The sequence below is a fragment of the Clostridium sp. UBA1652 genome, assembly GCF_002320975.1.
In the GTDB taxonomy this organism is placed as follows: domain Bacteria; phylum Bacillota; class Clostridia; order Clostridiales; family Clostridiaceae; genus Clostridium_T; species Clostridium_T intestinale.
Genome location: NZ_DCLI01000092.1, coordinates 70,073 through 96,150 on the forward strand (window position 1 = coordinate 70,073; position 26,078 = coordinate 96,150).

Genomic DNA, 26,078 nt, shown 5'->3' on the forward strand with positions numbered 1-26,078 from the left:
ATATTATTCAATAATTTTAATATAATCCTTGAAATGCTGATGTATAAAGTGGATCTTCCTTAACATACTCTTCAGCTGTACCATTCTCTAATGCCTCTGTTAAATCTAAATTAATAGGAAGTTCAGCTAAAAGTGGTAGCCCTAAATATTCTGCATGTTCTTCAGCAGATTTTTTGCTAAATATTTTTATTTTATGATCACAACTATCACAATTAATATAAGACATATTCTCTACTACACCCCTTATACTAATTCCCATTTTTTGCGCCATAATAACTACCTTCTTAACTATCATAGAAACCATATCCTGAGGGGTAGATACGATTATAAGTTCTTTTAATGGGAAACTTTGCATTACAGTTAATGCTATATCCCCTGTTCCTGGAGGCATATCTATAAGTAAATAATCTAAATCTCCCCACTCTGTATCGGTATACATTTGGTTTAATACTCCTGTTATAACAGGCCCCCTCCAAATAACTGGTTGATCTTCTACTGGGGTAAGTAAATTCATAGATATAACCTTTATCCCTAATTTACTCTCTACTGGTTTAAACTTAAAGTTTGAATTATTATCTAACGGAATCATCTCTGCTCTTTTATCATTTATACCAAAAAATCTTGGCATAGATGGTCCTGTTATATCTCCATCTAAAACCCCAACCTTATATCCTCTATTAGCTAACTGAGTTGCTATAAGTCCTGTAACTGTAGATTTCCCTACTCCACCTTTACCACTTATCACTCCAATAATATTCTTTACTTCTCCATATTTAGGTAATACTTTCATATTCACTGTATTTGTTCCACATCCTTTGTCTTTTGTATTGCAACTATCCTTGCTTGCACAACTTGAACAATTTGACATAAAAAAACTCCTCCTTAGTCTATATACTACCAATCTTTTGGTTTTGTAGTGCTTGTTTGAATGCTCCATGCTTTAAGGTCATAATCTCCCCAAACATAATAGATCTCATAGCTATGGTCATTCTTATTTTCAATAGTTATGTTAGTTTTGAATTTTTTTGATGTATAGCCTTGATTTCTAACGGTTATTATCACATCAAAATCCTGCTTATTCCCATTTATTATTTTAACATTATTAGTTATCTTAGCCACATCGCTATTAAAGGATTCTATATCCCTAGATAATATGTATTTAGTACACTCTACATCTCCCAATATATCTATACCTATTTTTTTGTTGCCATCATTTAAATAACTTTTCTTCTCTTCAAGAACTTTCAATATACTTCCATAATATATGGTGCTAAAATCTCTTGGTTTTCTTACAAAAGATAGATTTTGAATTATGTCATTATCGATTCTACTAGAAACATAATATACTTTATTCTCATCATAAAAATTGCCCTTAGATTTCTCGTCTACTCCTACTACATAGTTAAACTTTTTTACCTCTTCACCTACATATATTTCAAAAATGTAATCTGATTCAAGGTCCACCTTTTCACTCATCGCTTTTGCAGAAGAAAGTAGATTATATACATCTTTAATAGTTTTATCATCTGTTACTACAAATCTAAAACCCTTATCTCTAGTACTTTGTATTACTATTTTATCAACCTCATCATTTTTTATATACTCAAAATCCTCATTTTTAAGCCCTAATTTAAGCTTCCCTTTATCTACTATGGAACAACCCGTAAATAGGGTTAATATTACTAACATTAACAAAATAAATTTTGTAATAGACTTTCCCATACCTAAACTTTCTCCCTCTTAACTTATTTAATTATGTTAATCATAACAATAAACATAATTCTAAATAAGGAGAAGCTAAGCTTCCCCTTATCATAAATAAATTATAATACTTAATACTTTTTATATCAAATTTATTTCACTGAATCTACCAAAACCTTAAAAATATCTTGATAATTAGTTTTGTAATACTTGCCATCTACCATAAAGCTAAACTTAACTAATTTTTCACCTTTTATCTTTAAATAATACACATCATAAAAAGTCTCTCTTTTATTTTCACCCGTAACTATAAAAGAAGCTTTATAACCTTTATAATTTTTACTTTGGTAACTATCTAAGCTATAGTTTCCTATCTCACCTTCTATATATTCCTTATCTTTTTCTATAAGAGCTTTATCATCCCCCTTATAGTTTATTAACTGCACATATCCTGTAATACCTAAAGAACTGTCAGAAAAACTCTTATAATATGTTATATAATTCCCTGGTAAGCTTCTATCACTGTTTTCCCATTGACTAGGTAACTGGAAAGAAATTTCTTTATTATTATCTGTATACTCTGTGAAATCTGTTATATTATTATTCATTAATGAAATCAACTGAAATCTTTCATTGAATATACTTTGTCCTACAAACAATAGACCCATTAAACATATAAGTACTATAGTAACGCCTAACTGCTTTCTATTCATAAAAACCTCCTAGATAATCCTTAATAATTTATTTATACTCTCTTTAACATAAATCTATGATTAAAGATTTATAAATAAATTATGATCCTAGAAATAAATATATAATAAATACTTCTAGGATCTTATCTTATCTTTCTGCTGGTATTACAATAACAGAGTTTCTGAAATCATAGAACATTAACCAATAACCCATTCCATCTCCTATGCTTTCATCTTCCATCCATGTTACAAAACCTGTCTTTCCTCCATATGGTTGATCTCCCTTATCCTTTTTACCTGGAATTCCATATACTATATATTTCATCTTTCCTTTATCATTACATTTATAACCTATACAATAATGTTTATGTTTTTTAAAGTAAGGATAATAATTGATCATTGGATAGTATATTACTGTGTACTTATTATAATCAGCTATATTGCACATCTCATCCAGATTATCCACAGGTACTTTATACCATTTACAATGTTTTATATCCTTCTTTTTGTTCTTGTGTCTATCAAGTTCAAAGTCTTCAGCTAAAGATTCAAAAAACTCTCCAACAGATCCTCTAATCTTGAAGTTTTCCTCACTATAATCATCTACTATCTTGTTCTCATATTCGTCAAACTCACTTCTTACCTCAATAGTATCCTCTTCAACTATAGGTGGCTTAGCCCCTCCAATATTTCTTCCTATTGTCGTATAAGAACTATCATATAAAGGTTTATTATCAATTTCTACATGTCGTGGTGAAGTAGTGCCATACATATTTCCACCTTGAGTTCCAGGTGTACTATATCCTGGTTGATTTTGCATATTTCCTGTACCATTCATCATCCCACCTTGGTTCCCCATAGTGCCTACTTGCCCAGTTGTCATTCCTCCTTGGCCTCCCATAGTGCCTCCCATGGTGCTTCCTTGACCATTCATTGTAGCTCCTGCTCCCATTGTAGGAACTACATCTTCATATAAAGGTGATTCTCCCATACCATCATATGGAGTTTCATAAATACCATTTCCTACTTCAGGTGTTGTTCCATTTATAAATCCATTTTCTTCTGTCATTGTTCCTGGTGATTGCATTGTAGTTGGTGATTGCATTGCAGTTGGTGATTGCATTGCAGTTGGTGATTGCATTGTTCCTTGTGTTTGTGTAGGAGCTTGTGCAGCTGTTGGTGATGTAGTTTGTGAATATAGAGTTGAACCTGTAAACTTACCTAAGTCAACACTATTTACTACAGGATACTGTTTCCAATCATCCTTTGGCATTTCATTACTCATAAATCCACTTATTAGGAATTCTAATTTATCCCCAACTTTTTTTACTATAGCTGCCCCTGATATTTTGTCATAACCTAGTCCCATACCTCCAATGTTATTAACACTAAATTCCTTATAACCATCTACCTTTCCTATATCAGTTATGTTCACTTCTCCTAAATTCATAAGCTGTCTCATGTCTTTTTTTGCACACACTATCATCATAAAGTGTTTATGTTCATCTTTTTTAAGATTCTGTGCGTAAAAAGATATTTTACATTTATCGTCTTTAGCCTCAACCTTTGCATAGCCTGATAGAGGTTTATCTTGAGCTGTTGAGTGTCCCCTTTCATCCTCTTGTAATATTATAAAGTTTCTATATAATTTTCCATGCGCCAACTCTACGGTCCCTCCACTTATATTTATTCGTTACATTATATGATTAAATAGTTAAAATATGTTCAAAAGAATTTCCTTTAGACAAAATAAAAAAGTGGCCTAAGCCACTTTTTATTTGAAATAATTATCTATTAAGTTTTTCATAAAGAGAATTTGCCAAAGCACCAAACTCTTCTATGCTTAAGGTTTCTCCTCTTCTCTTTTGATCTATACCAGCATCTTTAAAGACACCTTCCATACTTTCCTTATCTAATCCAAAAGATTTTAAAGCATTCCATAAAGTCTTTCTTCTCATATTAAAAGAATTTCTAACTATATCAAAAAATAGTTTTTCATCTTTTAGTTCTACTCTAGGTTGCTCTAATCTATCTAGTCTTATAACTATAGAATCAACCTTAGGTCTAGGCATAAAACTTGAAGGTGCTACTTTTCTTATAATTTTAGTTGTGCAGAAATATTGAACTAAAACAGATATTGAACCATACTCCTTGCAGTTTGGCTCAGAGTTCATCCTTTCTGCAACTTCTTTTTGAATCATTATAGTAAGAGACTTAAATTTATAACCTTCATTTAAAAGCTTAGCTATAATAGGTGTAGTAACATAATAGGGTAAGTTTGCTACTAGTTTAACACTTTTCTCTCCAGCCATTATTTCATCAAAATTTACTTTTAGTGCATCATTATGTATAAGAGAAAACTTCTCTTCATTTCCGAGCTCTTCAGTAAGTATAGGTATTAAATTTGAATCTAATTCTATAGCTACTACTCTCTTTGCCTTCTTAATGAGCTCTCTAGTTAACGTCCCTACCCCTGGACCTATTTCTATTACTAAGTCCTCCTCTGATACCTCTGCACCTTCCACTATATCTTCAAGTACGCTATCATCTATTAAAAAGTTCTGACCTAAACTTTTAGAAAACCTAAAATTATATTTTTTTACTAACTCCTGTGTTTTTACATCCATAATATTACTCTTCACTCTCCATGATTTTCTCTACATTTTTTACAGCATGTATAAATTCTTCTCTAGATACTCCATAATTATTCAACCTTGATATTAATTGATTTGTGTTCCCATAACCTATTCCTAATTCTTTTCCTAAAAGATGTCTTCTCTCTTTAGACTTCATATCTCCTGTAAGTTTAAAAAAGAGCATATCTTCTACATTAAAAAAGTCCCTTCTCTCTGTAACTGTTGCCTTAGCCCTGTTTAATGCTCTTAATATAGACTCTGGTGTAGCATTTTCAACCCCTATGTCTCCGTCTTTTGTACCTTCATCTCGTCCTATATAAGCATGTTTTATACCTGGAACTCTTTTAGCTATTATATTTCTTATACGCTCTCCAGCAAAATCAGGATCAGTTAATACTATAACCCCTTGTCTCTTTTGAGCCTCTTTAATTCTTTTTATTACTTTATTATTAATTCCAAAACCGCCAACAGGTATTACCTCTGAATCAACTGCTTTCTTAACAGCAGTAACATCATCTCTACCCTCAACTACAATAACTTCCTTTATCACAAACTTTTCTTCCTTTCACATTATACTCATATATGTAATCTAAATAATACTCTTAAAAGATAAAAAGATGACTCATCATCTGAGTCACCTTCTTATTTTACCACTGTCCTGGATACGCTACAACATAAAGATTAACTGTTCTTACTCCCCATTGATAACACTCTCTTGTGGAATTCATAAAAATATCTATTTTGTTATTCTTTATTGCACCGCCTGTATCCTCTGCAACTGCGTAACCATAGCCTTCAACATAGACCTTTGTTCCTAAAGGAATGACCCTTGGGTCAACAGCTATAGTACTCAATCCAGATGGATTTCTCTTAGGCACTGTTCCTGTTGCAGTTATACCATCACCAGCATAAGCACTCGCTTTAACAGAAAGAGCTTGTTTATAGTAAAGTTTGGAATCTCCACCTCTGGAGAGAGCAACGTAGCTAAGAGTTCCCTGATGAACCACTTTACTAGTAGGTTCCTTAGTTATCTTTTCACCAACAACTTTTCTCTCAACTTCTACGCCATCTTCATATATCACCTTTACTGTAACTTCTTTTTCTCCTTGAGTACCCTCCTGAACAACTTTTGACATCCCCTTATCCATACTATCATCATTTTTAACAACAGTTTGATAATCTAATGCCTGAGTTTCAACAATATCTTTTGTTTCTACTCTTGTTACTTTAAGTTTTAAATCTTCTGTTATTAGGGTATCTGCTGAAATGCTTAACTTGTCATCCTCATTAAGAGTGATGTTTTCAGCTTCTAGCATATCCTCTATGTTGCTCTCTGCAGTTTGTATCTCTAGGGTCTCACCATCTACATAGACCTCAATAGGCACAGCTCTTTTAATTGAAATGATATCATCATCATTAATTCTATCTTCTAATTGAGGGGATACCTTATCCTTTTCACCTAGAGTTATGTCGTTACTTTGCAACGCCCCTTTAACAGTCCCTTTGTATGTCACTATTCTTTGTTCTTCATTATCTATTCGAACAATCACTGTCGTTCTCATGTTGTAAATTGTAAGTATTAGCACTGATGTTACTATTGAACACAACACGATTTTTGCCTTAGGACCATTAGAAAAAACTCTTTTAAAATGCTGTTTGAATTTTTCTACCATTTTATTCCCTCCTTTGGCAAGAGTGTCTTTTGCATTATAAACAAAATATTAAAGCTTGTCAAATTGACATCTCCTGCATTTATTGTAACTGTTACGAAATGCTCACTTGGCATAAGTTAAAATTATATTGAATGATAGCTTTAATCCATTAACAGTCACTACTGGGAATATGTTTTCTGACTCCTATCCTAATTCTTAACTATCCTTTGTTGTATACCACCAAATTAAACTTGCAAGAACTATTTTACCTTATTTTTCCATTTTAAACAACCTTACAATATTATCATTAATCTTCTTATTTGCCTCAAAAGGGTCGATTTCCTTGATTTCTGCTAATTTTTCTATTATATACTCTATATAGTCTGATTTGTTTCGTTTTCCTCTATAAGGTGTTGGTGCCATATACGGACAATCCGTTTCTACTAACATTCTATCTAAAGGTACATCTTTTGCTACTTCAAGAATCTTTTTAGCATTTTTGAAGGTTACTACTCCAGTAAAACCTATGTAATATCCTAATTTTAAACATTCTCTTGCAAATTCCACACTACCAGAAAAACAATGTACTACCCCTGTAACCTTTGGAAATTCTTTTAGTATATCTAAAGTATCTCCATGTGCATCTCTGTCATGAATTACCACAGGTAAATTCAGCTCTTCAGCTAACTTCATCTGTTGTCTGAACACCTTTTTTTGAACCTCTCTAGGCGGATTTTCTTCCCAATAATAATCCAGTCCTATTTCGCCTATTGCCTTAACTTTATGATTTTTGCTTTTCTCTCTTATGAAGTCTATTACCTCATCAGTTAGCTCATTAGCGTTAGATGGATGGATTCCTAAAGCTGCATAAAAAAACTCATATTTATTTGCTAATTCATAGGAGCCAACTAACCCCTCATAAGAAGAGCCACAATTCAAAACTCCCATTACTCCATTTTCTTGTATCTGTTTTATTACTGCATCTCTATCCTCATTAAAAGACTCATCATCATAATGAGCATGAGAATCTATTATGTTATATTTGTTACCCAATACTTCCACCTCTTATCTATAAATTATTGCATATTTTTTACATTTTATTCACATAATGTAATATTATTTAAACAAGGTTGATAATACAGGGGCTAGAATCCCCATAATTCCACCTAATAAAGCACCCAGCCAAGTAATAGCTTTAAGTTCTTTATTAGCAATTTCTATAATCAATTCCTCTGCATATTCAACAGGGAAAGACATTATTTGCTTCTCAACTATTTTAGCTATGTTTAGCTTCTCTATAAAATCTCCTCCGCTGCTTTTTAAAAGATTTCCTGCTAACTCTTGAAGTTTGTTAAATACGGCATCTAAGCTCTCATTATTACCCTCTGGCATTACTTCTTTTAATTTTTTATTTTCTACAGAAACCACCAATTCATCTATAATTTCTTGTATTTTTTCCTTTAAGGATTCCCTATTTACTAAAGCCTTAATTGCGCCTTTAACTTCTATAGATATTTTAGATTCATAATCTGGATTAAAGAAGGTTAATAACTCATCTAAAGTAGTGAATTTTTCTAACTTGCCATTTGTAAAGTTTATTATTTTATTAGTAAACTCTTCTCCATTTAATAAATCTACTATTTTTTTCTGTAAATCTTTTATTATTTCATCTTTAGCATGCTGAGGTATTCCTTGAACTATAGAACTTATTTCTTTGTTTCCAAAGCTTTTTATCATATTTCCAATCATCATAGCTATTTCTTGTTTATTTTCTTCTTTATTTAAATAATCATCTACTATAGTAGTAAATTTTGCATAAAGCGACTCAGTACTCATAAACATAGAAACTAAAGGATTCATGTTACTAATAACATTTTTCTCTATTATGTCTTTTATCTTATTAGCAGCTTCTTCCTGTCTTAATAAACGTCTTAAATAAAAAGAAATTTCATTTCTTTCATTATATGTATACACTTCTATCCCTTGAAAAAATCCTTTTGGTATTACGTCATTTAATGTTTTACCTTCTTGTCCTAAACTATCTATACCATAGTTTAATACATTACCTATATCATTTTTTAAAGCCTCAGACTTCAAAGTTTTATCTAATATATCTTTTATAGGAAGTTTACTAAAAACATCCACTGGACTTACTTTTAGCATATCTTGTAATACTAGTTGTATTTCTTTAGTTATTTTATCAATCATATCTTCGCTTGAAATTTTATCAATTAAATATGTAGATGATTTTTCTTTTATAGAATATGTAAAAGTTTCGTATTTTCCTTCTAATAATTCTTGTCCTAATATTTTTATATTTTTATTAGATTCTCTTGCAGTCTCAACTTTTTTTATAAATATATCATGTAAATAGCTTTTCATCTCTTGAGATTCCATAGCTTCCATCATATTTTCTCCAGTTACCAGATGACGACCAACAGTATCTCCAACACTTTTTGCTATTCTATCTCTTTCCTTTGGTATAAGTCCTGGTGTAAAGGGTAATTTAAACCTGCCAATTCTTTTTTCCGTATATGGTCTAAAAAGCATCTTTATAGCTAGCCAGTTTGTTATATATCCGATTACTGCTCCTATTACTATACTTATTACTAAATTCATTTTATCTCCTCCTGATAATATATGTAGTCTATACTAAATCTCATTATAAATTTACCATATTGCTTTTTCAATAAATATTAAGGATAATAATTTAAAGGCGGTGTTTTTTATGAATAATTCTCATGCTCTTGAAGGAATTAGAATGTGTAAGTTATTTAAATCTTTTTCTGATGATGAAGCCTCTGAATTGTTTAATGCTAAAAATAATTCAACTAAAACATATTCAGCTGGAGATATTTTATTTATGCAGGATGAATCTTGTGATTATCTTAGTGTGGTGTTAGATGGTGTTATAGAAATCCAAAAACTTGATGCTGATGGCAATATATTAATAGTTGCCAGTTTAGAGAAGGGAAATGTTTTTGGGGAAAATCTTCTTTTTGGAGATAGACACTTTTATCCCATGTCAGTTGTTTGCAAAAATTCATCCACAGTTTTACATATACATAAATCTTATGTGGAGACCTTGCTTCAAAAAAATCATGAGTTTCTTGTAATTTTTTTAAGAATCTTATCTAATAAAGCAATGGCTTTAAGTTCCAAACTTAAACAAGTAAGTATGAAGTCCTTAAGGCAGATGATATGTAATTATATTTTATCATTATATAAAAAAGATAAATCCTTAGAGATAACCCTAAATATGTCTAAAAAAGATTGGGCTGATAAATTAGGGGTCCAACGTCCATCCTTGTCTCGTGAGCTTATTAATATGAAGAAAGATGGATTAATTGATTATGACAGATCTAAAATAATTATTTTAGATTTAGAAGAAATAAAAGATAATGCTTAATTAATTTCTTTTTAATAATGTTTATAAATTGTTTCGTATTTTGTCATAGAACTGACATATTGGTTCTATATACTTAAACTTGTAAAGTTGTTAAAGCATTATTATTTACCCCTAAAAACCATCATGTAAAAGGCCCTTGTTGTTATCTCGTCCCCCTTTGACTAAGATAAACAAGGGCCTTTTCTTTTTATATTTTTTCTTCTTTAAGTTTTATAACCTCTTCTACAGCTTTTTTCTTATCAATTCTTTCAAAAAGTATTTCTAAGTCTCCTATTTTAGGATTTTTAATCTCAATAAAACTCCAAGTTCTCTCCTCAATTCCTAAAAAGCCCTTTATCTTATCACAAGAGTATGGAATAAAAGGTTCTAGTAGATTAGATAAATTAGCTATTATTTGAACACAAGTATATAAAGTTTCTATACACTTATTTTTATCTTTCTCTACAGTAATCCAAGGTTTTTCATCATCAAAAAACTTATTTACTTTTTTGATAAATATAAATATATCCTCTAAGGCATCCTTAAATTCTCCTGCCTCTATTTTATCTCCAACCTCTACATATAAATCAAAAAAATCTTTCTTCCATCTAGGATTTAATCCACAATTAGGTAGACTCCCATCAAAGTATTTGTGGATAAATACTAAAGACCTGTTAACAAAATTCCCAAAACTTCCGAGAAGATCATTATTAGTTGAATTTATAAATCCCCTCCATGAAAAATCAGAATCTTTTTTCTCTGGTCCATTTATAGTTAAATAATATCTTATAGCGTCTGGGTTATAATTTTCTATCATATAAGGCATCCATACTGCCCAATTTTTAGTGGTTGAGAATTTTTTACCTTCAAGGTTCATGTATTCTGAAGAAATCATTCTTAGGTTAGGATTTTTAATGCCTATTCCACTTAATAAGGCAGGGAATATTACAGTGTGGAAAGGAATATTATCTTTTCCGTGGATAAAATATACTCTCGAATCTTCATCTTCCCAGTATTCTCTCCAATCTTCTCCTCTTTCTTCACAAACTTTAATGCTAGCTGTAATATAGGACATAACAGCCTCTATCCAAACATATATCCTCTTATCCTCATATCCTTCTAAAGGAACATCAACCCCCCAAGAAATATTTCTAGTTACTGCCCTATCTCTAAGACCTTCATCTAAATATCTCTTGGTTAATTTTATAGCATTATCTCTCCAGCCATCTTGCTTTATCCATATCCTTCTTACATCATTTTCAAACTTTGATAAAGAGAAAAATAAGTGCTTAATCTCCTTAACTTCTGGTTCCTTGCCACAATTTTTGCACTTCTTATCTATCAAGTCCTCTGGATCTAATATTTCTGCACACTCTTCACATTGATCCCCTCTAGCTGCTCCATGACAATGTGGACATGTACCTTCAATAAGTTTATCTATTAGAAACTCTCCACACTCTTCACAATAATATTGAGTAACTAATTTTTCATAGATATATTTATTATTATAAAGCTCCAAAATAAACTTCTTAACAGTTTCATGATGCTGTTCTGAGCTAGTCTTTCCAAACAAATCATAGGAAAAACCCAACTTCTCAAAACATTCCTTAAATTCTTTATGATACTTTTCAGATATTACCTCTGGAGTTGTTCCCTCTTCCTTTGCCTTAATTAATATAGGAGTACCGTTACAGTCACTTCCAGATACAAAAATAACTTCATCACCCATTAGTCTATGGTATCTTGCCAAAATATCACCTGGCATTAAAGAAGATAATCTCCCAACATGTAATGATCCATTTGCATAAGGCCATGCATTGCCTATTACTACTTTCATATTGCCCCTCGCTTTCTAGCTTTTTAGTTGAGAATTGAGAGTGGAAAGTTGAAAGTTAGTTGATAATTCTTAACTGTCAATTTCCATCTCAGGTAAAAAAGAAGGTCACCACAAATTTCTTTGTAACAACCTCTTTAAAATCCTAAACACTAAAGCTATCTAACTTCACTTCCAGTTGGTAGTTCACCTGGGTTTACTAAAAATAATTGAGCATCATCATCACTAGAAGCAGCTAATAGCATACCTTGTGATAATTCTCCTCTTAATTTAACTGGTTTTAAATTAGCCACAAGTACTACATACTTTCCAACTAAATCTTCTGGTTTATAATACTTAGCAATTCCTGAAACTACCTGTCTTTCCTCACCATTTAAATCTACTTTAAGTTTTAATAACTTCTTAGCTCCTTTTATAGCTTCAGCACTTAATACCTTAACTACTCTTAAATCCACTTTTTCGAAGTCTTCTATAGTTATTTCCTCTTTAATAGGTTTTATAGTTTCTTTAACTTCTTCTACAACTGGTTGTGGTTTTAAAGCTTCAAGCTCTTTAAGCTTAGCTTCAACATCTATTCTTGGGAATAAGTTATTTCCCTTAACTACCTTAGCTCCAGCAGCTGTTCCATCAAAGGCTGATAAAGAGTTCCAAGTAGTTACTTCTGTATTAATCTGCTCATTTATCTTGTTAGCTGTATCAGGTAAAAATGGTGATATAAGTACAGCTATAAATCTTAAACTTTCAGATAAGTTATATAATACAGTACCTAATCTATCCTTTTTACTTTCATCTTTAGCTAATATCCATGGAGTTGTTTCATCTATATATTTATTAGCTCTACCTACAAGCTCCCAAACTTCTTCTAAAGCTTCTGGGATTTTAAGATTATCTATAGCTCTCTCAACCTTTATAGGAGTTTCTAACGCTAATTTAATAAGTTCATCATCAACATCTTCTTTATCAAGAGGTGCTGGAATCATTCCTCCAAAATACTTTTCAATCATAGCTACAGTTCTAGATAAAAGGTTACCTAAATCATTACAAAGGTCTGAATTTATCTTCTTTATAAATATCTCATTATTAAATAATCCGTCAGCGCCAAAAGGAATCTCTCTTAATAAGTAGTATCTAACAGCATCAACCCCAAATTCGTTAACTAAAACTACTGGGTCTACTACGTTTCCTTTAGATTTAGACATCTTACCACCATCAACTAAAAGCCATCCATGCCCAAATACTTGTTTAGGTAGTGGAACATCTAAAGCCATAAGCATAATTGGCCAATAAATAGTGTGGAATCTTAATATATCCTTACCTATTAAATGAACATCTGCTGGCCAATACTTTTGGTAAAGCTCTGTGTCTTCACTTCCATATCCTAAAGCAGTAATATAGTTAGATAAAGCATCAATCCAAACATAAACTACATGTTTTTCATCAAAAGTAACTGGAATTCCCCAGTTAAAGCTTGTTCTTGATACACATAAATCTTGAAGCCCTGGTTTAAGGAAATTATTTAACATTTCATTTTTTCTTGATTCAGGTTGAATGAAATGTGGATTATCCTCTATGTGTTTTATTAATCTATCTGCATATTTACTCATTTTAAAGAAATATGCTTCTTCCTTAGCCTTTTCAACTGGTCTTCCGCAGTCTGGACAATTTCCATTAACTAATTGAGTTTCGGTCCAAAAAGATTCACAAGGTGTACAATACCAACCTTCATAAGAATCCTTATATATGTCTCCTTGATCATAAAGCTTTTTAAATATATCCTGTACAGCCTTTATATGATAATCATCAGTAGTTCTTATAAATTTATCATAACTGATATTCATAAGCTCCCAAAGATCCTTTATTCCAGCCACTATTTCATCTACAAATTCCTTTGGAGTTACACCCTTCTCCTCTGCCTTAAGCTGAATCTTTTGTCCATGTTCATCTGTACCAGTTAAGAACATAACATCATAATCAGTTAATCTCTTAAATCTTGCTAATGCATCTGCTGCTACTGTTGTATAAGTATTACCTATATGTAAATTAGCAGATGGATAATATATTGGTGTAGTGATATAATATGGTTTTTTCTCGCACATAAAATTTTTCCTCCTAAAAAATAAAAAAAGCCTCTACATAGGGTATCCCCTATATAGAGACGTATTATACGTGTTACCACTCTATTTTATGCCATTGTTACCAAATAGCACCTCATTAAGTACTTAATATACTTTGCAATATAACGGTTGCCACCGTATCCTCCTAACCCTAAGGCTCAGAAAACCCGCTCCAAGACCATCTTCATAATACTTTCAGCTACTGGCTTTCACCTACCCCAGCTCTCTATAAACCTTCTATATTATTACTCTTCTTTTCCTCGCATTTAATTATAATATTATTCTAAAATCAATTTTCTGTCAATATTTATCTAAATTCTCTTTATTTTTATTATAATTACTCAGATCAAAACTCTTCATATTTATTATTAAACATGACTACGAAAACACTTTTTAGTGTATAATAGAATTATAATTTAAAATAATTAGGTGATATTATGATTCCATTTATTAATGAAATAGAAGATATTAAAACTCAAATAATAAATAAACATAACCCTCTAAAAATAATTCTTTTTGGCTCTTGTGCAAAAGGAATTGCAAAAGAAAATAGCGATATTGATTTATGTGTAATTTGTGATTATACAAATAAAAAGGATAAGCTATTAGATATGCTCGTTTCAATTGAATATAGCAGAGACGTGGATTTCATTATTTATAGACCAGAGGAATGGAATAAATATACTGAGGATTCAGGTACATTTGCCTCACTAATAAAAAGAGAGGGGGTAGTTTTATATGGTTGATACTCTAAAGTATCGAGAATGGTATGGAACTCACTCTAAATATACTGAACTCTATCAATAAAAAGATTAGTTAAATACTATAAAATAGCAATATAAGATTAGTTTTTATCTTATATTGCTATTTTAATTCCTCAAACTACCCTTTAAAATGCTCTTCTATTTTAAGGTCTAACTCACCATTTTCCTTAATGTCTAATATCTCTTTATCAAGGGATTTTATTTAATGCTTCCTTTATAGCACCAAAAGCAACAGAAAACATTAATATAAATAAAATAATAAATAACACCCATCCAACTATGTCCATTTTAGATCTCTTAAAATCTTCAAAATTCGAATTACTCTCTTCCTTTAAATACCTTATTATTTCTAAAAATAGCTTAGTATTATATTCCCCTACAGGCCTTAACATAAATTCACTGCCATCATTGAATTTTAAACCTATAGTTCCATACTCCTCCCAAGCATCAAGGAACCCCTTTAAACTTCCTATATCCTTAATATATTCACCCTCCATTAGTTTATAAAAATTACTTAAATTATATATAAACACTCTCTTATCAGTAACAAATACCCCTAAATATACTATAGCTGGAGTCCCTAAACCACCTACATATCTAATATGAACATCCTTTTCTAAATAACCTTGTAATACTATAATTTTATATTTTATTTCTTCATCACTAGAAAGGCGCGCTTTTACCTTCTTCTCTAACTCTAGTAATGTAACCTTTCTTAAAATTACATCATTTTTTATTTTATACAATTCTACAGAAACTCTATTTTTCTCCTTCATTGCCTCATGTTCTAAATCTTTTAACTCCTCTTCACTATAATCAATTGAATTTAGTACCTTTAAAATCTCCCTACTATCCATTTATATCACCTGCTATCTTTTTCATTTTCTTTCTGGCTCTAGATATCCGTGTATAAATATAGTCTTTTGAATATCCTAACTCTTGAGCAATTTCTTCTATAGAAAATCCTTTTAAATATCGTTTCAAGAATATTTCTCTATCCTTATCATCCAAAGTATTTAAAAGATCCTCTATTAATTCATTATTTTCTATATTCTCTAAAGATAAATCATTTTTAATATGAGTGATTTCATCTTTATATTCAAAAGTCTTATTATGATTTGATATCTTTCTCTTAATATCTATTGCTTTATATTTAGTTATAGAAACAATCCAAGATTTTAGCTTTCCTTATCCCCTTTTAAAATTCCCTCTATAATTTCCTTTTCATTTATCTCATTTACCATATCTCCTCCATAATGATTTAAAATTGAAGCTCCTATCTATAGTTCGTTCTAATCCCTCAATAACTGTCACTTATTTTTTATCTCTAATATTTTAATTCTATAAAAAAATTAAATTTCCTTATAAATAAAGCTATGCACTAATAAAAATATATAGTGCATAGCTTCTAAATATATAAACCCTCTTAAACAACTTATTCTAAATACTCCTCTTTTTCCTTAATGTGTTCATAATAATGTCTTATAGCCTCATCTACTAATTTACTAATTCTCACATTAACATTAGGGTGATTTACTTTTAGTTCGTTTAACATCTTTATAGTCGAGGCCTTTATTATATAGGTTTTTCTAACTTTCTCTTCATTATTATCAATCAATTTATATATACCCCCTTTTAAATTATCAATATATTTCTCCCACTTGGGATAGTTCATTTTCCATTACATTTTTATAATAATATCTAACCGCCCTATCTAAAATAACATTTACCCTAACATTTATATTAGGATGTTCAAGCTTAAGCTTCACTAACATTTTTGCAGTTGATTCTCTCATAGTAAACGTCTTTTGAATCGTAAAGGCTTCTCTCTTTTTCTTTTCCAAACTATTGTTAAGAATTCTCTCCTCTTCTATAGCCCTAGCCTTCTCGTCATTAGAAATTTCTATATTTTTATCATTCAAAAGATTCTCTATATCAAACTTCTTTACTATAACCTCGTCAGTTACTTCTCCTTCAGTAAATAACCCTGCTTTAGGATATTCCTTCTTTTCATCCTTTATTATTTCTTCATGTTCACTGTTATTTTCCTTACTAACCATATTTCTCTTCATAGTAACCCCCTAACTACCTACTAATTATTTTATTACTCCCCAATCCCTTATGTGCATAGATAATTACCTAATTATCTGTTTATCTAATTACCTAATTATATGCGTATCTAATTACTTAATTACTTAATTATCTAATTACCTGTTTATCTAATTATTCAATTACCTAATTATCTAAGTAAATAATTNNAATTATTTACTTAGATAATTAAGTATGCACTTTTATACTGTAGAGACTTCTTCTTAAGTCTCATCAATTCCTTATCACTTCTGCACTGTAGGAGCGTCCCTCAGCTCCATCAATTCCTTATCACTTCTGCACTGTAGGAGCTTCTTCCCAAGCTCCATCAAATCCCTCTTAATTTCTAAACTTAATCTAACTATTCCCACAATCTCCCTTTATTTAATATATTTCGTCATATTATTTCTAAATTATATATATTTTAAACACACTTTCTTTACTATTCTCATATGGTATATAATCAAAGATTTTTTTACAAGGAGGATACCGAAATGTCTATCAGTAAAAATCTTAAAACAAAATCGTTGATAATAGAAATCCAATCTGGTACAGATGGAAATGGAAAACCAACCTATAGAAAAAAGACCTTATCCAATATTAAGCTCGATGCAAAAGAAGAATCTATTTTTGCAGTTGCAGAGGCTCTTTCTAAGGTACTAGCTCCAGATACCAAGGACTATCTCCTAGACGAGATTTCTATATTATCTAAGGAGGAGTAATATGAGTAACTTTGTTAGAAGGGTGGTGAAATTATGGACTACTCTTTAAGTTTGACCTTTGTTACCGAAAGTGGAGATAAGGCAAATATAACTATCGCAGATGTTAGAAGTGATTTAACTAATGAAGAAGTATATGAATTAGTTTCAGTCATTTTACAAGAGAATATTTTCTTGAGTAAAAACGGATCATTTGTATCCTTCTACTCAGCTAGTTTAACAGAGAAAAACAAAAAGACCTTCGATATCAAAATTTGACAAAATATTAGGGCTCAGCATTTTTTGCTGAACCCTTTTTGTAATATACTAAATCCATTATCCTTAATTATATAAGTGCAATATTAGACAGAATTGGGTATAATATTAATGAAAGGAAGTGATCAAATGAATGAGGAGAAAGAGTATATTTTAGACCCTAAAAATGATGTGGTATTTCAGAAAATATTTGGAAGCCCAGAGAATGAAGAGATATTAATAAGTTTTTTAAATGCCCTTTTAAGTAAAACGGAAAAGGAAAAGATAGAAAAGGTTGAATACGTAGATACAAAATTAAATAATATTGATGTAGCTGATGATAAAATAGGTGTACTAGATGTAAGAGTCATTACTGATAATGGTACCCATATAAACATAGAGATTCAGCTAATAAACAGATATAACATGATAAAAAGAACCTTATTTTACTGGTCACGTTTATATTCTGGACAGATTAAAAGAGGCGCAAATTATAAAGATTTAAATAAAACTATAACAATAAATATTCTAAACTTTAACTATATAGACAGTGAAAAGTATCATAACATATATCACTTATATGAAGATGAGGTAAAGAGTCAACTAACTGATTTACTTGAAATACAGTTTGTAGAACTACCTAAGTTTTTAAATCAAAACCCTGATGTGGATAATAGTTTAAATGGATGGTTAACTTTCTTAACAAATCCAGGAAGGGAGGGAATTGAGATGTCAGAACCTGTAATTGGAAAAGCTATAGCGGTATTAGACTTCTTAAGTAGAGACCCAGAAACTGTTAGATTAGCAGAACTTAGAATGAAAAAAATACTTGATGAAAGATCAATGCTTGAAGGCGCTCGAGAAGAAGCTAGAAAAGAAGGGCTTAAGGAAGGGCTTAAGGAAGGGCTTAAGGAAGGACTTAAAGAAGGCAAAATTGAAGGAATTAGGGAAGCTAAATTGGAAACAGCTAAAAATCTCTTAACCATCGGATTACCATTAGATCAAATAGTTTCTGTTACTGGTCTTTCAAAAGAAGAAATAAACAACTTAAAGCGTTAGTTATTAAAAGGGACACTATGTGTCCCTCAACTATTCTATTAATTACCTATTCTTTATTATTAATCTTCTTCATCCCCCAATAGTAAACTGTTAAAGACTTCTCTCTCTAAATTTACTGAACTCATAATCAACTTATCCATGCAAAAATTAATTTCACTATCATCTATAATAGTGCAAAAATGCTTGAATAATTTTACAACTGAATAAAATAAAAAAACATTTATGCTAAATCCTTGTTATAATTGAGTTCTCACACAACAATGACAGCAAGGAGCTATGCATAAATGTTTCAGAACACAATTATATCAGATGAACTATCAATATACAAATTTTTCAAACAATTAAATTTTGATCTATACCTAACTAAGCCACAGCTAAAACATTTAGAAAGTATTATAAATGCTATGATATCAAAAGGGTACACTGGAAAAGTATCCGACATAGCGGAGCTTGCTTCGCCAAGGCATAGAACAAGTATTACTAGATTTTTATCAAATAGCACTTGGGATGAAAAACTTTTAACTAAAGCATTGAAAGCATTAGTTGTGGAACTTATTTGGAAGAAATCAAGAGAAACTAAAAAGCCAATATACTTTATTATTGATGATACAATTTCAGAGAAAACAAAGCCCTCGTCAAAGGCTAAGAATCCAATTGAAAAGTGTTCATTTCATAATTCACATTTAAAAGGTAAAAAATGTATATGGTCATCAAATATTAGTTTCTTTACTATCGTGTGACGGATTAGTACTTCCATATTCAATTGATATCTATGATAAAGAGTCTATGAGTAAAATAAAATTAACTCAAAAATTAATTACAACGCTTCCTAAACCTGAAAATAGAGGTTTTGTTTTGTGCGATAGTTGGTATAGTTGTAAAGATATTTTTGATGCCTCTGAAAAAGCTGGCTACAGTTATATTGGCGCTTTAAAAACTAACAGAGTTATTTTCCCAAAGGGACATGAAAGATTAGGAATAAAGCTTCATAGTTTTGCTACATCGTTGAATATTGAAGACTTTGACCTTGTGACAGTTAAAGGTAAGCAATATTATATTTACAATTATGTTGGTAATTTGAAGGATAGAAAGAATATTTCTATTGTTTTAAGCTATCCAAAAGATGCTTTCCAAAAAGATAAAGCTTTGAAAGCCTTTATTTCCTTAGATAAATCACTAACACCGTTAGACATTCTAGCTCAATATACTGACCGCTGGGCAATTGAACCATTTTTTAGAGATTGTAAAACTTACTTAGGACTAGACGGATATCAAGTACGAAGTGAAACGAGCATCAGCAGATATCTTGCAATAATGACTATAGGTTATACTTATTGCAAATTATATTCCAATGAATCATACCACTTTAATACTGGATATAAATCAGCCAAGAGAGCTCTAATAAAATATAAAATAACATATATCTACGAAGCTGCCGTTATCGAAAGTCTCTAAAAGAAATTTTTAAGACGCTAAAAATAGCTTAGTTCATCTTTTGCTTATTTAACTGTAAAATTATTCAAGTAAAAACGCACTATTATAGTATCATAATAACTATGGTAATTGAATTCCAATATAAATGACTCAGTATAGCTCCTAATATGGATTTTGTATAAATATATGACATTCCGAAAGAAAAACCTAAAACTACAAATACAATAAAGTATACAAATAATCCAAGCCCAAACTCATATCCTTTAACATGTCCTATACTAAAAATTACCGATATAATTAAAAGAGAGAGGTGCTTGTTCTTAAAATTCATTACATTTAACATAGCACCACGAAAAACCAATTCCTCAACTACAGGCGCATACACAATTGCTGAAAATATAGTTAAAAATATATTTCTCGCTTCATATTTTTCCATCATGTTTAAAGATATTTTTATATCTAATATCCAAAATATAAAGAAAATTATTCCTATTACCATTCCTGCAACTAATAAAATTGAATACGCGTCTTTAAAATGCTCTTTCTTAAACTTATAAAAACCTTCCTTAATCAAGGGATACATTCCCCATACTGTAATAGCTATAATGACGCAGTATAAGAAGATCTGTATTAAAGGATTAATATAAGTTCCTCCACTATTCTCTAGCTTAATGGTCAAATATATACCTAACTTTTTATACACTCCAAGAACTGCAATTAAATAATTTATCAGCACAATTCCAACCTTTATGCTAGATAAATTCTGCTCCTCCAAATACTCAGTGTCTATCTTTTCTTTACCCCATGACTTATTTCAAACTTTAATATATTTTATCACGTTCTTTGTATTTTCAGTTACTTATGTAATGAACGTATTAAATTTACGATTAATCGTTAAAAAAGAAAAAACAGAAATAATTACCGTAAAACTTCCATTACTTTTACTGATAAAATCCCTGAAGCCCCATGAACACTATATATAGTTATATAGTTATATAGATATCTATATATATTCCTGGAAATTAGATACAATAGATTTTTATTTATAAAAATACTTTAAACAATTCTAATACTTTTCACTCTCACCACTCTTTACGTTTTTGGTTACTTGTAATTATATAGTTTATCAATCGGTATATAGCAATTACTAAAAATAGAAGTCCTAATGCAATCAAGAAGTTCCCAGTAATTTTTTTAACTATTAATCCTAATATAATTCCAATAATTAAGTATATTTTTTTATTTATCTTCATACTTCACTCTTACCAATCAGCATCTTTAGATTTATAGTTGCAATACCTACTCCTAAAATTAGTATTATAAAATTTATTGCCATTTTACTTATAGAAGATAGATAAATCATCTTCTCATTCATTCCTATCAAAATAATTATTAAGCTAAGTCCTATTACATTTAAATAATTATTACTTTTCAAAAGTATCACTACTAACTCTTTAATTAGTAACTTATTCAAAATTTAAATCCTATTCTCTAAACCAATACTCTCTGAAATTATTTTATCATGTACTTTGTCACTTATGTTATTTCTGCAATAAACGTATTAAAATCATGCTTAATCGTATTAAAATAAGAGTTGCTTTGTGGCAACCCCTGTGGTTATTAATCTTAAGCTCTAAATACATATACTAAAAGATTCAATTAATATCTCTCAATCATTATGGGAATAATTCACTTTTTAAGACAACATGTCTGTGCCCAGGCAACATAGTAAGGCGCTTGCGACTTACTTGCTATCCTCTCTGTCCATATCTACAAAGCTACTTAGTATTGGAAATAATATACATATAGGATAAACAATTTAAACCTTATAAATATCCATCTTTCGATAAAAATATAGCTTTGTCGATAATCTAAAATCTGAAATTATTTTCAAGAAGAATAATAGAATACACAAAAAACTTTACAGCCTCTTATTTATATAGTATTTTTCATCATCTCTGCCTACTAAAATTATACTCTGACCTAAAATCATTTAAATCTTTTTTCAGATAAAATCACAAAAAGCTCTTTGATTATAAAAATATCTAAACCTCTAAAAATTAAACTAATATAGTTTCTTCCACCAAATATTTGATTTGATAAATCTATACCAAATTCCACAACTATTGCAAATAAAACCATACTTATTATAATTGTAATTTTAAAGTTCTTTTCTTTTATTAATTTATTAGATAATTTACTTGTTATATCCATCCTTCTAAATATTATATCCATAAATAAAAAAGTTGCCATAGCTACTATAAATGGTTGCAAATAACTCAAATTACCCCTCCTATCGGAAATTTACTAAGTTCACCAAACATGTCACGTACACCCAAAAGTACTTTCTATATAATTTTAGGTTCAACACCATTATATGCACTTGACAGGTCAACCTTTAAAATATAAAAATCATATTCTAATAAATTTCTACACTTATACCAATTGCAATAGTAGTTTTATTTCATCATAATTAAGTCGAACTTAACACTTGCTAATTAAAATTTTTTAATTTAAATTATAATACAATTTATGGAAACAACTTGTCACATGCAGTTTTAGCATCGAGCCTTAAATATTATCTTTTTATTAAAACTATATTAAATTAGCTTCCCTCAATATAATATATTTGAACTTAAATTTAAAATTTTAAAGTTTTAACATATTCTTATTTCTAGTTAATAGGTACCCAATAATTATCTTTTGGATAACCAGCTCTTTGGCATATCATTTCACATATAGCAGATCCCGGATCAAGAGCCCACATTAAAACAGTAAACCCACTAGATATAACTGAAGATACAGTCCCAGCTACACTATATGAAAATTGTGATTTTAAAAGAGCATTTCTAACTGTTCTTGAAATAATCTCTGCTGCTGCAAATTCGCCAGCTCTAGCAGCTTGTCGTCTAGAATATGATGCTACTAAACCTACTGATCCTCCTGTTAATAATGTTAGCCCTGAATTGATTGCATTTGAAAGAAGCCATCTAGGAACTGCATATCCTCCATCTACATACTCCATTTCCTCTCTGTCAACATCCTCAAAGGTTTTTGATAATTGTAACGAAGGAATTTAATGAGACTTGGGAAGAAGTCTCTACATGTCAGCAGTGCTTAATTTCTGTTTAAAACAAATGTGCTCATTTTCTCTTCCTCCCAATACTATATTTCTACACTCATATATCAAGGGAGAGGCTATTCTCTTTTAACTACACCTCACAAAAAACTAACCATCTTGAGAACCGTGTATATTACTATTATTAATAAACATACTGACCCATTCATTTCATATGCACTCTCATCATCTCTGCTAATTTTCTTTCCATTCATTCTTATAAATCTAATTATTAAAAGTAATGGATAACTTTCCATAATAATTAAAAACAATATCCCTCTAATATCACTAATCTTATTTAATCTTTCAAATAAGATTATTACTGCTAGTATTATTGCGAAAATAAATGTTTTGCCTGTGCTTTTTTTCGAATTCATCAATAAACTAATCGTCTCCTTACTATCGATATAGGTTTCTTTGTCTTTTATAATAATAGCTACTTTGAGGAAGATTTTATAAATTATTAACCATAAATGCACTTATAAGAGTAAGCATTAAACAAACTCCTATTTTCTAAACCAACAATCTCATAAATTATTTTACCATGTACTTTGTCACTTATGTTATTTCTGCAATAAACGCAGATAATATATGTTTAATCGTATAAAAATAAGAGTTGTTTTTTCAACTCCTATAAACATCACTCTCAAATTTTTAAATAGATTAGATTTTATTGTTTCCCTATAGAAATATTGAGTTCTACCTTTTTTACATGATCATTAATAATCTCAATTTCACTATCCTCTACTTGAGAGTATCCATTGTAAAAATCAATTACTTCATTAAAATTTCCTTCATCAATCCTATCCCATACATTAACTATTCTTATACTATTCTTAAATTTTTTTTTCTTAATCCAAAGAAATAAAGAACCAATTTTATTATAATCAAATTTGTTTATAATTTCATCAAATATCTCTTTCAATTTTTTTTCTATTATAACTAACTCTTTATCACTAAAATCTTTAGGGAAGAAATATATTTGAACCTTATTCCAGTTATTTTGATTATTTATTAACTCCAGTACTCTTATTCCTCTATAATCATTTTTAGCCTTATACTCTAAAAATAATCCAACCCCAATAAATGGTATAGCAAAAGAATACCCTAAGGTTCCTTGTATCCTAAATATACTTATTGCGAATAAATATATTCCTGTAGAAATTAACATGGTATGTGGTACATATTTAATCTTTTTTGGATCTTTTTTAAGTAATAATCCATAGACATACCAAGCAAATATCATTAGTAATGCCGTGCACATTCTATCCATTGTAATGAATAATATTTTGTAATTAAAAAACTTATCAATATCCATTTTTCTATCCCTTTCAATTAAGTTAAACTAATCGATTATTACCAATTAGTTTAACTATTATATTATACTTAATTTATCCTATCCAAACTCCTCCATTGCGTGATCCATCAAGTGGATCTATTAACTTTTCAGCAATGAATCCTCCAATTGAAGCACCTGTAAATGTCATTATAGCATTTAAAACAGAATTTTGACTTAATACAAACCATGAAAAAGTAACTTTTGAAACAGCTGTACAAATTGCTCTTGCTAATGCTGTCTTGGCAACGCTTGACATCATAGTAACAGCAAGAATACCCGTTCTAGCAAACTTCAATCCTGGAACTATCCATATTGCTACATCAATAGCACCCTGTATAACCCTATTGGATATAAATAGTCCTCCCCCATCTACATATTCCATTTCCTCTCTGTCAACATCCACAAAGTTACTTGGTAATTGTAATGAAGAAGTATAAATTTCTACTATATGGATTTTAATATAACCACTTCGTGGTATACTATACAACTTGAATTCATAGTTTTCTATTTATATATTTAAATTTCTATTATTTTGTCTCGAACTGACTGTAATTAATTACATTAGCCTCCAAACAAAAAGTTTATTTTTATTACTATATATTCTAATAAGTATTCCACATATATTATTTTTTTGACTTTACAACCTTAAATATTATTAATAACATTACGAAAATTCCTAACCCTATAAAGAAATTTCCAGTTATTTGTTTAATTATTAGTCCCACTATTATTCCAATTATTATATAAATTTCTTTATTCACATTCATCATATTATCTTATCTCCATAATTAATTTTTCTTATCTACTCTATCATCTAAATTTATATTAGTAAGAGATAAGTTATAAACTTATCTCTTTTTATAATTTCATTTAATAATATATTGCCTCTGAATACTCTATTCTTCCATTATTAGGTTTACTGTCTGTTCTATCAAGATAATTAGCATAATGTGTTCCAAATTCAAACCATGAACCAGTAAATCCACCAATAACATTAGACAATTTACCACTATTAAGACCTACAATTTTAGCAACTACCCCTGAAAGTTTTGAAATTCCTGCTGAAATTAATCCTCCCGTAAAATACCATCCTATTGCATTTATAGGCCATGATACTAACCTTTTATCTATACTTCTTTCAACAATTAAAATTTTCCCCCCGTCAACATACTCCATTTCATCCATATCAATATCTACATAGCTTTTTGGCATTTGTAATGCATATTCTCTTCTTAATACATAAGTATTCATTTCCGCTTCCTCCCATTTTATCACAAATTTATTATTATTTATATTAAAAGTTTCT

29 protein-coding genes, 2 pseudogenes and 1 other annotated feature are annotated in these 26,078 nt (G+C 29.9%); of the genes and pseudogenes, 6 read left to right on the forward strand and 25 right to left on the reverse strand.

Features of this window, described 5'->3' with window-relative positions:
* Positions 1-16: 16 nt before the first annotated feature.
* The 9 genes from B3N22_RS20985 to B3N22_RS21025 all read right to left on the reverse strand — a co-directional run bounded on the left by B3N22_RS20985 (position 17) and on the right by B3N22_RS21025 (position 9,300).
* On the reverse strand, positions 17-868 hold the full coding sequence (locus tag B3N22_RS20985) for an Mrp/NBP35 family ATP-binding protein (RefSeq protein WP_286910280.1): 852 nt from the start codon (positions 866-868) through the stop codon (positions 17-19).
* 26 nt (positions 869-894) lie between these two features.
* Positions 895-1,722, reverse strand: coding sequence for a YhfM domain-containing protein (locus tag B3N22_RS20990; protein ID WP_286910282.1), 828 nt, complete (start codon positions 1,720-1,722; stop codon positions 895-897).
* 131 nt (positions 1,723-1,853) lie between these two features.
* Complete coding sequence (locus tag B3N22_RS20995) at positions 1,854-2,414, reverse strand: hypothetical protein (RefSeq protein ID WP_286910284.1); 561 nt, start codon at positions 2,412-2,414, stop codon at positions 1,854-1,856.
* 127 nt (positions 2,415-2,541) lie between these two features.
* Positions 2,542-4,056 carry a DUF7922 domain-containing protein gene (locus tag B3N22_RS21000; RefSeq protein WP_286910286.1) on the reverse strand — a complete coding sequence of 505 codons (1,515 nt, stop codon included), beginning with the start codon at positions 4,054-4,056 and terminating at the stop codon, positions 2,542-2,544.
* Positions 4,057-4,180: 124 nt separating this feature from the next.
* Positions 4,181-5,020, reverse strand: coding sequence for a 16S rRNA (adenine(1518)-N(6)/adenine(1519)-N(6))-dimethyltransferase RsmA (gene rsmA, locus B3N22_RS21005; RefSeq protein WP_286910288.1), 840 nt, complete (start codon positions 5,018-5,020; stop codon positions 4,181-4,183).
* A gap of 4 nt (positions 5,021-5,024) precedes the next feature.
* Positions 5,025-5,579, reverse strand: coding sequence for a ribonuclease M5 (gene rnmV / locus B3N22_RS21010; protein ID WP_286910290.1), 555 nt, complete (start codon positions 5,577-5,579; stop codon positions 5,025-5,027).
* Between the two features lie 97 nt (positions 5,580-5,676).
* A complete protein-coding gene (locus tag B3N22_RS21015) occupies positions 5,677-6,702 on the reverse strand; it encodes a ubiquitin-like domain-containing protein (RefSeq protein WP_073020517.1) in 1,026 nt (341 codons plus the stop codon).
* A gap of 249 nt (positions 6,703-6,951) precedes the next feature.
* Positions 6,952-7,734, reverse strand: coding sequence for a TatD family hydrolase (locus B3N22_RS21020; protein ID WP_286910293.1), 783 nt, complete (start codon positions 7,732-7,734; stop codon positions 6,952-6,954).
* Between the two features lie 63 nt (positions 7,735-7,797).
* Positions 7,798-9,300: a DUF445 family protein gene (locus B3N22_RS21025; RefSeq protein ID WP_286910295.1), complete on the reverse strand. Its 1,503-nt coding sequence runs from the start codon at positions 9,298-9,300 to the stop codon at positions 7,798-7,800.
* Positions 9,301-9,409: 109 nt separating this feature from the next.
* On the opposite strand from B3N22_RS21025, the gene B3N22_RS21030 reads away from it, so the two are divergent.
* Entirely contained in the window at positions 9,410-10,090 is a 681-nt protein-coding gene (locus B3N22_RS21030) for a Crp/Fnr family transcriptional regulator (protein WP_286910297.1), read from the forward strand.
* Between the two features lie 187 nt (positions 10,091-10,277).
* Here the strand turns inward: B3N22_RS21030 and metG (B3N22_RS21035) are convergent, their stop codons facing one another.
* Both metG (B3N22_RS21035) and metG (B3N22_RS21040) read right to left on the reverse strand, forming a co-directional pair.
* Positions 10,278-11,906, reverse strand: coding sequence for a methionine--tRNA ligase (metG, locus tag B3N22_RS21035; protein ID WP_286910300.1), 1,629 nt, complete (start codon positions 11,904-11,906; stop codon positions 10,278-10,280).
* 155 nt (positions 11,907-12,061) lie between these two features.
* Complete coding sequence (gene metG / locus B3N22_RS21040) at positions 12,062-13,999, reverse strand: methionine--tRNA ligase (RefSeq protein ID WP_286910302.1); 1,938 nt, start codon at positions 13,997-13,999, stop codon at positions 12,062-12,064.
* 52 nt (positions 14,000-14,051) lie between these two features.
* Positions 14,052-14,287: a binding site (T-box leader), on the reverse strand.
* 167 nt (positions 14,288-14,454) lie between these two features.
* Between metG (B3N22_RS21040) and B3N22_RS21045 the strand changes: the two genes are divergently transcribed.
* A complete protein-coding gene (locus B3N22_RS21045) occupies positions 14,455-14,763 on the forward strand; it encodes a nucleotidyltransferase domain-containing protein (RefSeq protein WP_286910304.1) in 309 nt (102 codons plus the stop codon).
* 206 nt (positions 14,764-14,969) lie between these two features.
* Here the strand turns inward: B3N22_RS21045 and B3N22_RS21050 are convergent, their stop codons facing one another.
* The 4 genes and pseudogenes from B3N22_RS21050 to B3N22_RS21065 all read right to left on the reverse strand — a co-directional run bounded on the left by B3N22_RS21050 (position 14,970) and on the right by B3N22_RS21065 (position 16,853).
* Positions 14,970-15,638 (reverse strand): hypothetical protein, encoded by a 669-nt coding sequence (locus B3N22_RS21050; RefSeq protein WP_286910306.1) that lies wholly within the window; start codon positions 15,636-15,638, stop codon positions 14,970-14,972.
* Positions 15,631-15,954, reverse strand: a pseudogene (locus B3N22_RS21055) (sigma-70 family RNA polymerase sigma factor); the annotation flags it as partial. The gene B3N22_RS21050 and the pseudogene B3N22_RS21055, both read right to left, overlap by 8 nt.
* A gap of 262 nt (positions 15,955-16,216) precedes the next feature.
* Complete coding sequence (locus tag B3N22_RS21060; protein WP_286910308.1) at positions 16,217-16,399, reverse strand: hypothetical protein; 183 nt, start codon at positions 16,397-16,399, stop codon at positions 16,217-16,219.
* Positions 16,400-16,424: 25 nt separating this feature from the next.
* Positions 16,425-16,853: a hypothetical protein gene (locus B3N22_RS21065; protein WP_286910310.1), complete on the reverse strand. Its 429-nt coding sequence runs from the start codon at positions 16,851-16,853 to the stop codon at positions 16,425-16,427.
* Positions 16,854-17,363: 510 nt separating this feature from the next.
* On the opposite strand from B3N22_RS21065, the gene B3N22_RS21070 reads away from it, so the two are divergent.
* The 4 genes and pseudogenes from B3N22_RS21070 to B3N22_RS23765 all read left to right on the forward strand — a co-directional run bounded on the left by B3N22_RS21070 (position 17,364) and on the right by B3N22_RS23765 (position 20,368).
* Positions 17,364-17,591, forward strand: a complete 228-nt coding sequence (locus tag B3N22_RS21070; protein WP_286910312.1) for a DUF1659 domain-containing protein — start codon at positions 17,364-17,366, stop codon at positions 17,589-17,591.
* Between the two features lie 33 nt (positions 17,592-17,624).
* On the forward strand, positions 17,625-17,846 hold the full coding sequence (locus B3N22_RS21075) for a DUF2922 domain-containing protein (protein WP_238903262.1): 222 nt from the start codon (positions 17,625-17,627) through the stop codon (positions 17,844-17,846).
* Positions 17,847-17,972: 126 nt separating this feature from the next.
* A complete protein-coding gene (locus tag B3N22_RS21080) occupies positions 17,973-18,881 on the forward strand; it encodes an Rpn family recombination-promoting nuclease/putative transposase (protein ID WP_286910315.1) in 909 nt (302 codons plus the stop codon).
* Positions 18,882-19,165: 284 nt separating this feature from the next.
* A pseudogene (locus B3N22_RS23765) lies at positions 19,166-20,368 on the forward strand (IS701 family transposase).
* Between the two features lie 50 nt (positions 20,369-20,418).
* Here B3N22_RS23765 and B3N22_RS21095 read toward each other — a convergent pair.
* The 10 genes from B3N22_RS21095 to B3N22_RS21140 form a co-directional block, all read right to left on the reverse strand.
* A complete protein-coding gene (locus B3N22_RS21095; protein WP_286910320.1) occupies positions 20,419-21,051 on the reverse strand; it encodes a CPBP family intramembrane glutamic endopeptidase in 633 nt (210 codons plus the stop codon).
* 346 nt (positions 21,052-21,397) lie between these two features.
* On the reverse strand, positions 21,398-21,568 hold the full coding sequence (locus B3N22_RS21100; RefSeq protein ID WP_286910322.1) for a hypothetical protein: 171 nt from the start codon (positions 21,566-21,568) through the stop codon (positions 21,398-21,400).
* Complete coding sequence (locus B3N22_RS21105) at positions 21,565-21,789, reverse strand: hypothetical protein (RefSeq protein WP_286910324.1); 225 nt, start codon at positions 21,787-21,789, stop codon at positions 21,565-21,567. Before B3N22_RS21105 ends, B3N22_RS21100 begins: the two co-directional genes overlap by 4 nt.
* Positions 21,790-22,304: 515 nt before the next feature.
* Positions 22,305-22,598, reverse strand: coding sequence for a hypothetical protein (locus B3N22_RS21110; protein ID WP_286910326.1), 294 nt, complete (start codon positions 22,596-22,598; stop codon positions 22,305-22,307).
* A 391-nt stretch (positions 22,599-22,989) separates the two neighbouring features.
* Positions 22,990-23,340 carry a hypothetical protein gene (locus tag B3N22_RS21115; protein ID WP_286910327.1) on the reverse strand — a complete coding sequence of 117 codons (351 nt, stop codon included), beginning with the start codon at positions 23,338-23,340 and terminating at the stop codon, positions 22,990-22,992.
* Between the two features lie 194 nt (positions 23,341-23,534).
* Complete coding sequence (locus tag B3N22_RS21120) at positions 23,535-23,810, reverse strand: hypothetical protein (protein ID WP_286910329.1); 276 nt, start codon at positions 23,808-23,810, stop codon at positions 23,535-23,537.
* 293 nt (positions 23,811-24,103) lie between these two features.
* Complete coding sequence (locus tag B3N22_RS21125; RefSeq protein ID WP_286910331.1) at positions 24,104-24,751, reverse strand: hypothetical protein; 648 nt, start codon at positions 24,749-24,751, stop codon at positions 24,104-24,106.
* 73 nt (positions 24,752-24,824) lie between these two features.
* A complete protein-coding gene (locus tag B3N22_RS21130; protein WP_286910333.1) occupies positions 24,825-25,154 on the reverse strand; it encodes a hypothetical protein in 330 nt (109 codons plus the stop codon).
* 241 nt (positions 25,155-25,395) lie between these two features.
* The gene (locus tag B3N22_RS21135; protein ID WP_286910335.1) at positions 25,396-25,542 is read right to left on the reverse strand and encodes a hypothetical protein; all 147 of its coding nucleotides are present in this window, start codon (positions 25,540-25,542) and stop codon (positions 25,396-25,398) included.
* Positions 25,543-25,642: 100 nt separating this feature from the next.
* Positions 25,643-26,023 (reverse strand): hypothetical protein, encoded by a 381-nt coding sequence (locus tag B3N22_RS21140; RefSeq protein WP_286910337.1) that lies wholly within the window; start codon positions 26,021-26,023, stop codon positions 25,643-25,645.
* Between the last annotated feature and the right edge of the window lie 55 nt (positions 26,024-26,078).

Excerpts from the sequence above, each read along its gene's own strand:
- rsmA (WP_286910288.1), bottom strand. The coding sequence starts at position 5,020 with ATGGATGTAAAAACACAGGAGTTAGTAAAAAAATATAATTTTAGGTTT.
- B3N22_RS21065 (WP_286910310.1), bottom strand. The coding sequence starts at position 16,853 with ATGAAGAGAAATATGGTTAGTAAGGAAAATAACAGTGAACATGAAGAA.
- B3N22_RS20995 (WP_286910284.1), bottom strand. The coding sequence starts at position 2,414 with ATGAATAGAAAGCAGTTAGGCGTTACTATAGTACTTATATGTTTAATG.
- B3N22_RS21050 (WP_286910306.1), bottom strand. The coding sequence starts at position 15,638 with ATGGATAGTAGGGAGATTTTAAAGGTACTAAATTCAATTGATTATAGT.
- metG (WP_286910300.1), bottom strand. The coding sequence starts at position 11,906 with ATGAAAGTAGTAATAGGCAATGCATGGCCTTATGCAAATGGATCATTA.
- B3N22_RS21100 (WP_286910322.1), bottom strand. The coding sequence starts at position 21,568 with ATGAAGATAAATAAAAAAATATACTTAATTATTGGAATTATATTAGGA.
- B3N22_RS21140 (WP_286910337.1), bottom strand. The coding sequence starts at position 26,023 with ATGAATACTTATGTATTAAGAAGAGAATATGCATTACAAATGCCAAAA.
- B3N22_RS21030 (WP_286910297.1), top strand. The coding sequence starts at position 9,410 with ATGAATAATTCTCATGCTCTTGAAGGAATTAGAATGTGTAAGTTATTT.
- B3N22_RS21115 (WP_286910327.1), bottom strand. The coding sequence starts at position 23,340 with ATGGAGTATGTAGATGGAGGATATGCAGTTCCTAGATGGCTTCTTTCA.
- B3N22_RS21125 (WP_286910331.1), bottom strand. The coding sequence starts at position 24,751 with ATGGATATTGATAAGTTTTTTAATTACAAAATATTATTCATTACAATG.
- B3N22_RS20990 (WP_286910282.1), bottom strand. The coding sequence starts at position 1,722 with ATGGGAAAGTCTATTACAAAATTTATTTTGTTAATGTTAGTAATATTA.
- B3N22_RS21070 (WP_286910312.1), top strand. The coding sequence starts at position 17,364 with ATGTCTATCAGTAAAAATCTTAAAACAAAATCGTTGATAATAGAAATC.
- metG (WP_286910302.1), bottom strand. The coding sequence starts at position 13,999 with ATGTGCGAGAAAAAACCATATTATATCACTACACCAATATATTATCCA.
- B3N22_RS21135 (WP_286910335.1), bottom strand. The coding sequence starts at position 25,542 with ATGATGAATGTGAATAAAGAAATTTATATAATAATTGGAATAATAGTG.
- B3N22_RS21015 (WP_073020517.1), bottom strand. The coding sequence starts at position 6,702 with ATGGTAGAAAAATTCAAACAGCATTTTAAAAGAGTTTTTTCTAATGGT.
- B3N22_RS21120 (WP_286910329.1), bottom strand. The coding sequence starts at position 23,810 with ATGAATTCGAAAAAAAGCACAGGCAAAACATTTATTTTCGCAATAATA.
- B3N22_RS21130 (WP_286910333.1), bottom strand. The coding sequence starts at position 25,154 with ATGGAATATGTAGATGGGGGAGGACTATTTATATCCAATAGGGTTATA.
- B3N22_RS21025 (WP_286910295.1), bottom strand. The coding sequence starts at position 9,300 with ATGAATTTAGTAATAAGTATAGTAATAGGAGCAGTAATCGGATATATA.
- B3N22_RS21080 (WP_286910315.1), top strand. The coding sequence starts at position 17,973 with ATGAATGAGGAGAAAGAGTATATTTTAGACCCTAAAAATGATGTGGTA.
- B3N22_RS21075 (WP_238903262.1), top strand. The coding sequence starts at position 17,625 with ATGGACTACTCTTTAAGTTTGACCTTTGTTACCGAAAGTGGAGATAAG.
- B3N22_RS21045 (WP_286910304.1), top strand. The coding sequence starts at position 14,455 with ATGATTCCATTTATTAATGAAATAGAAGATATTAAAACTCAAATAATA.
- B3N22_RS20985 (WP_286910280.1), bottom strand. The coding sequence starts at position 868 with ATGTCAAATTGTTCAAGTTGTGCAAGCAAGGATAGTTGCAATACAAAA.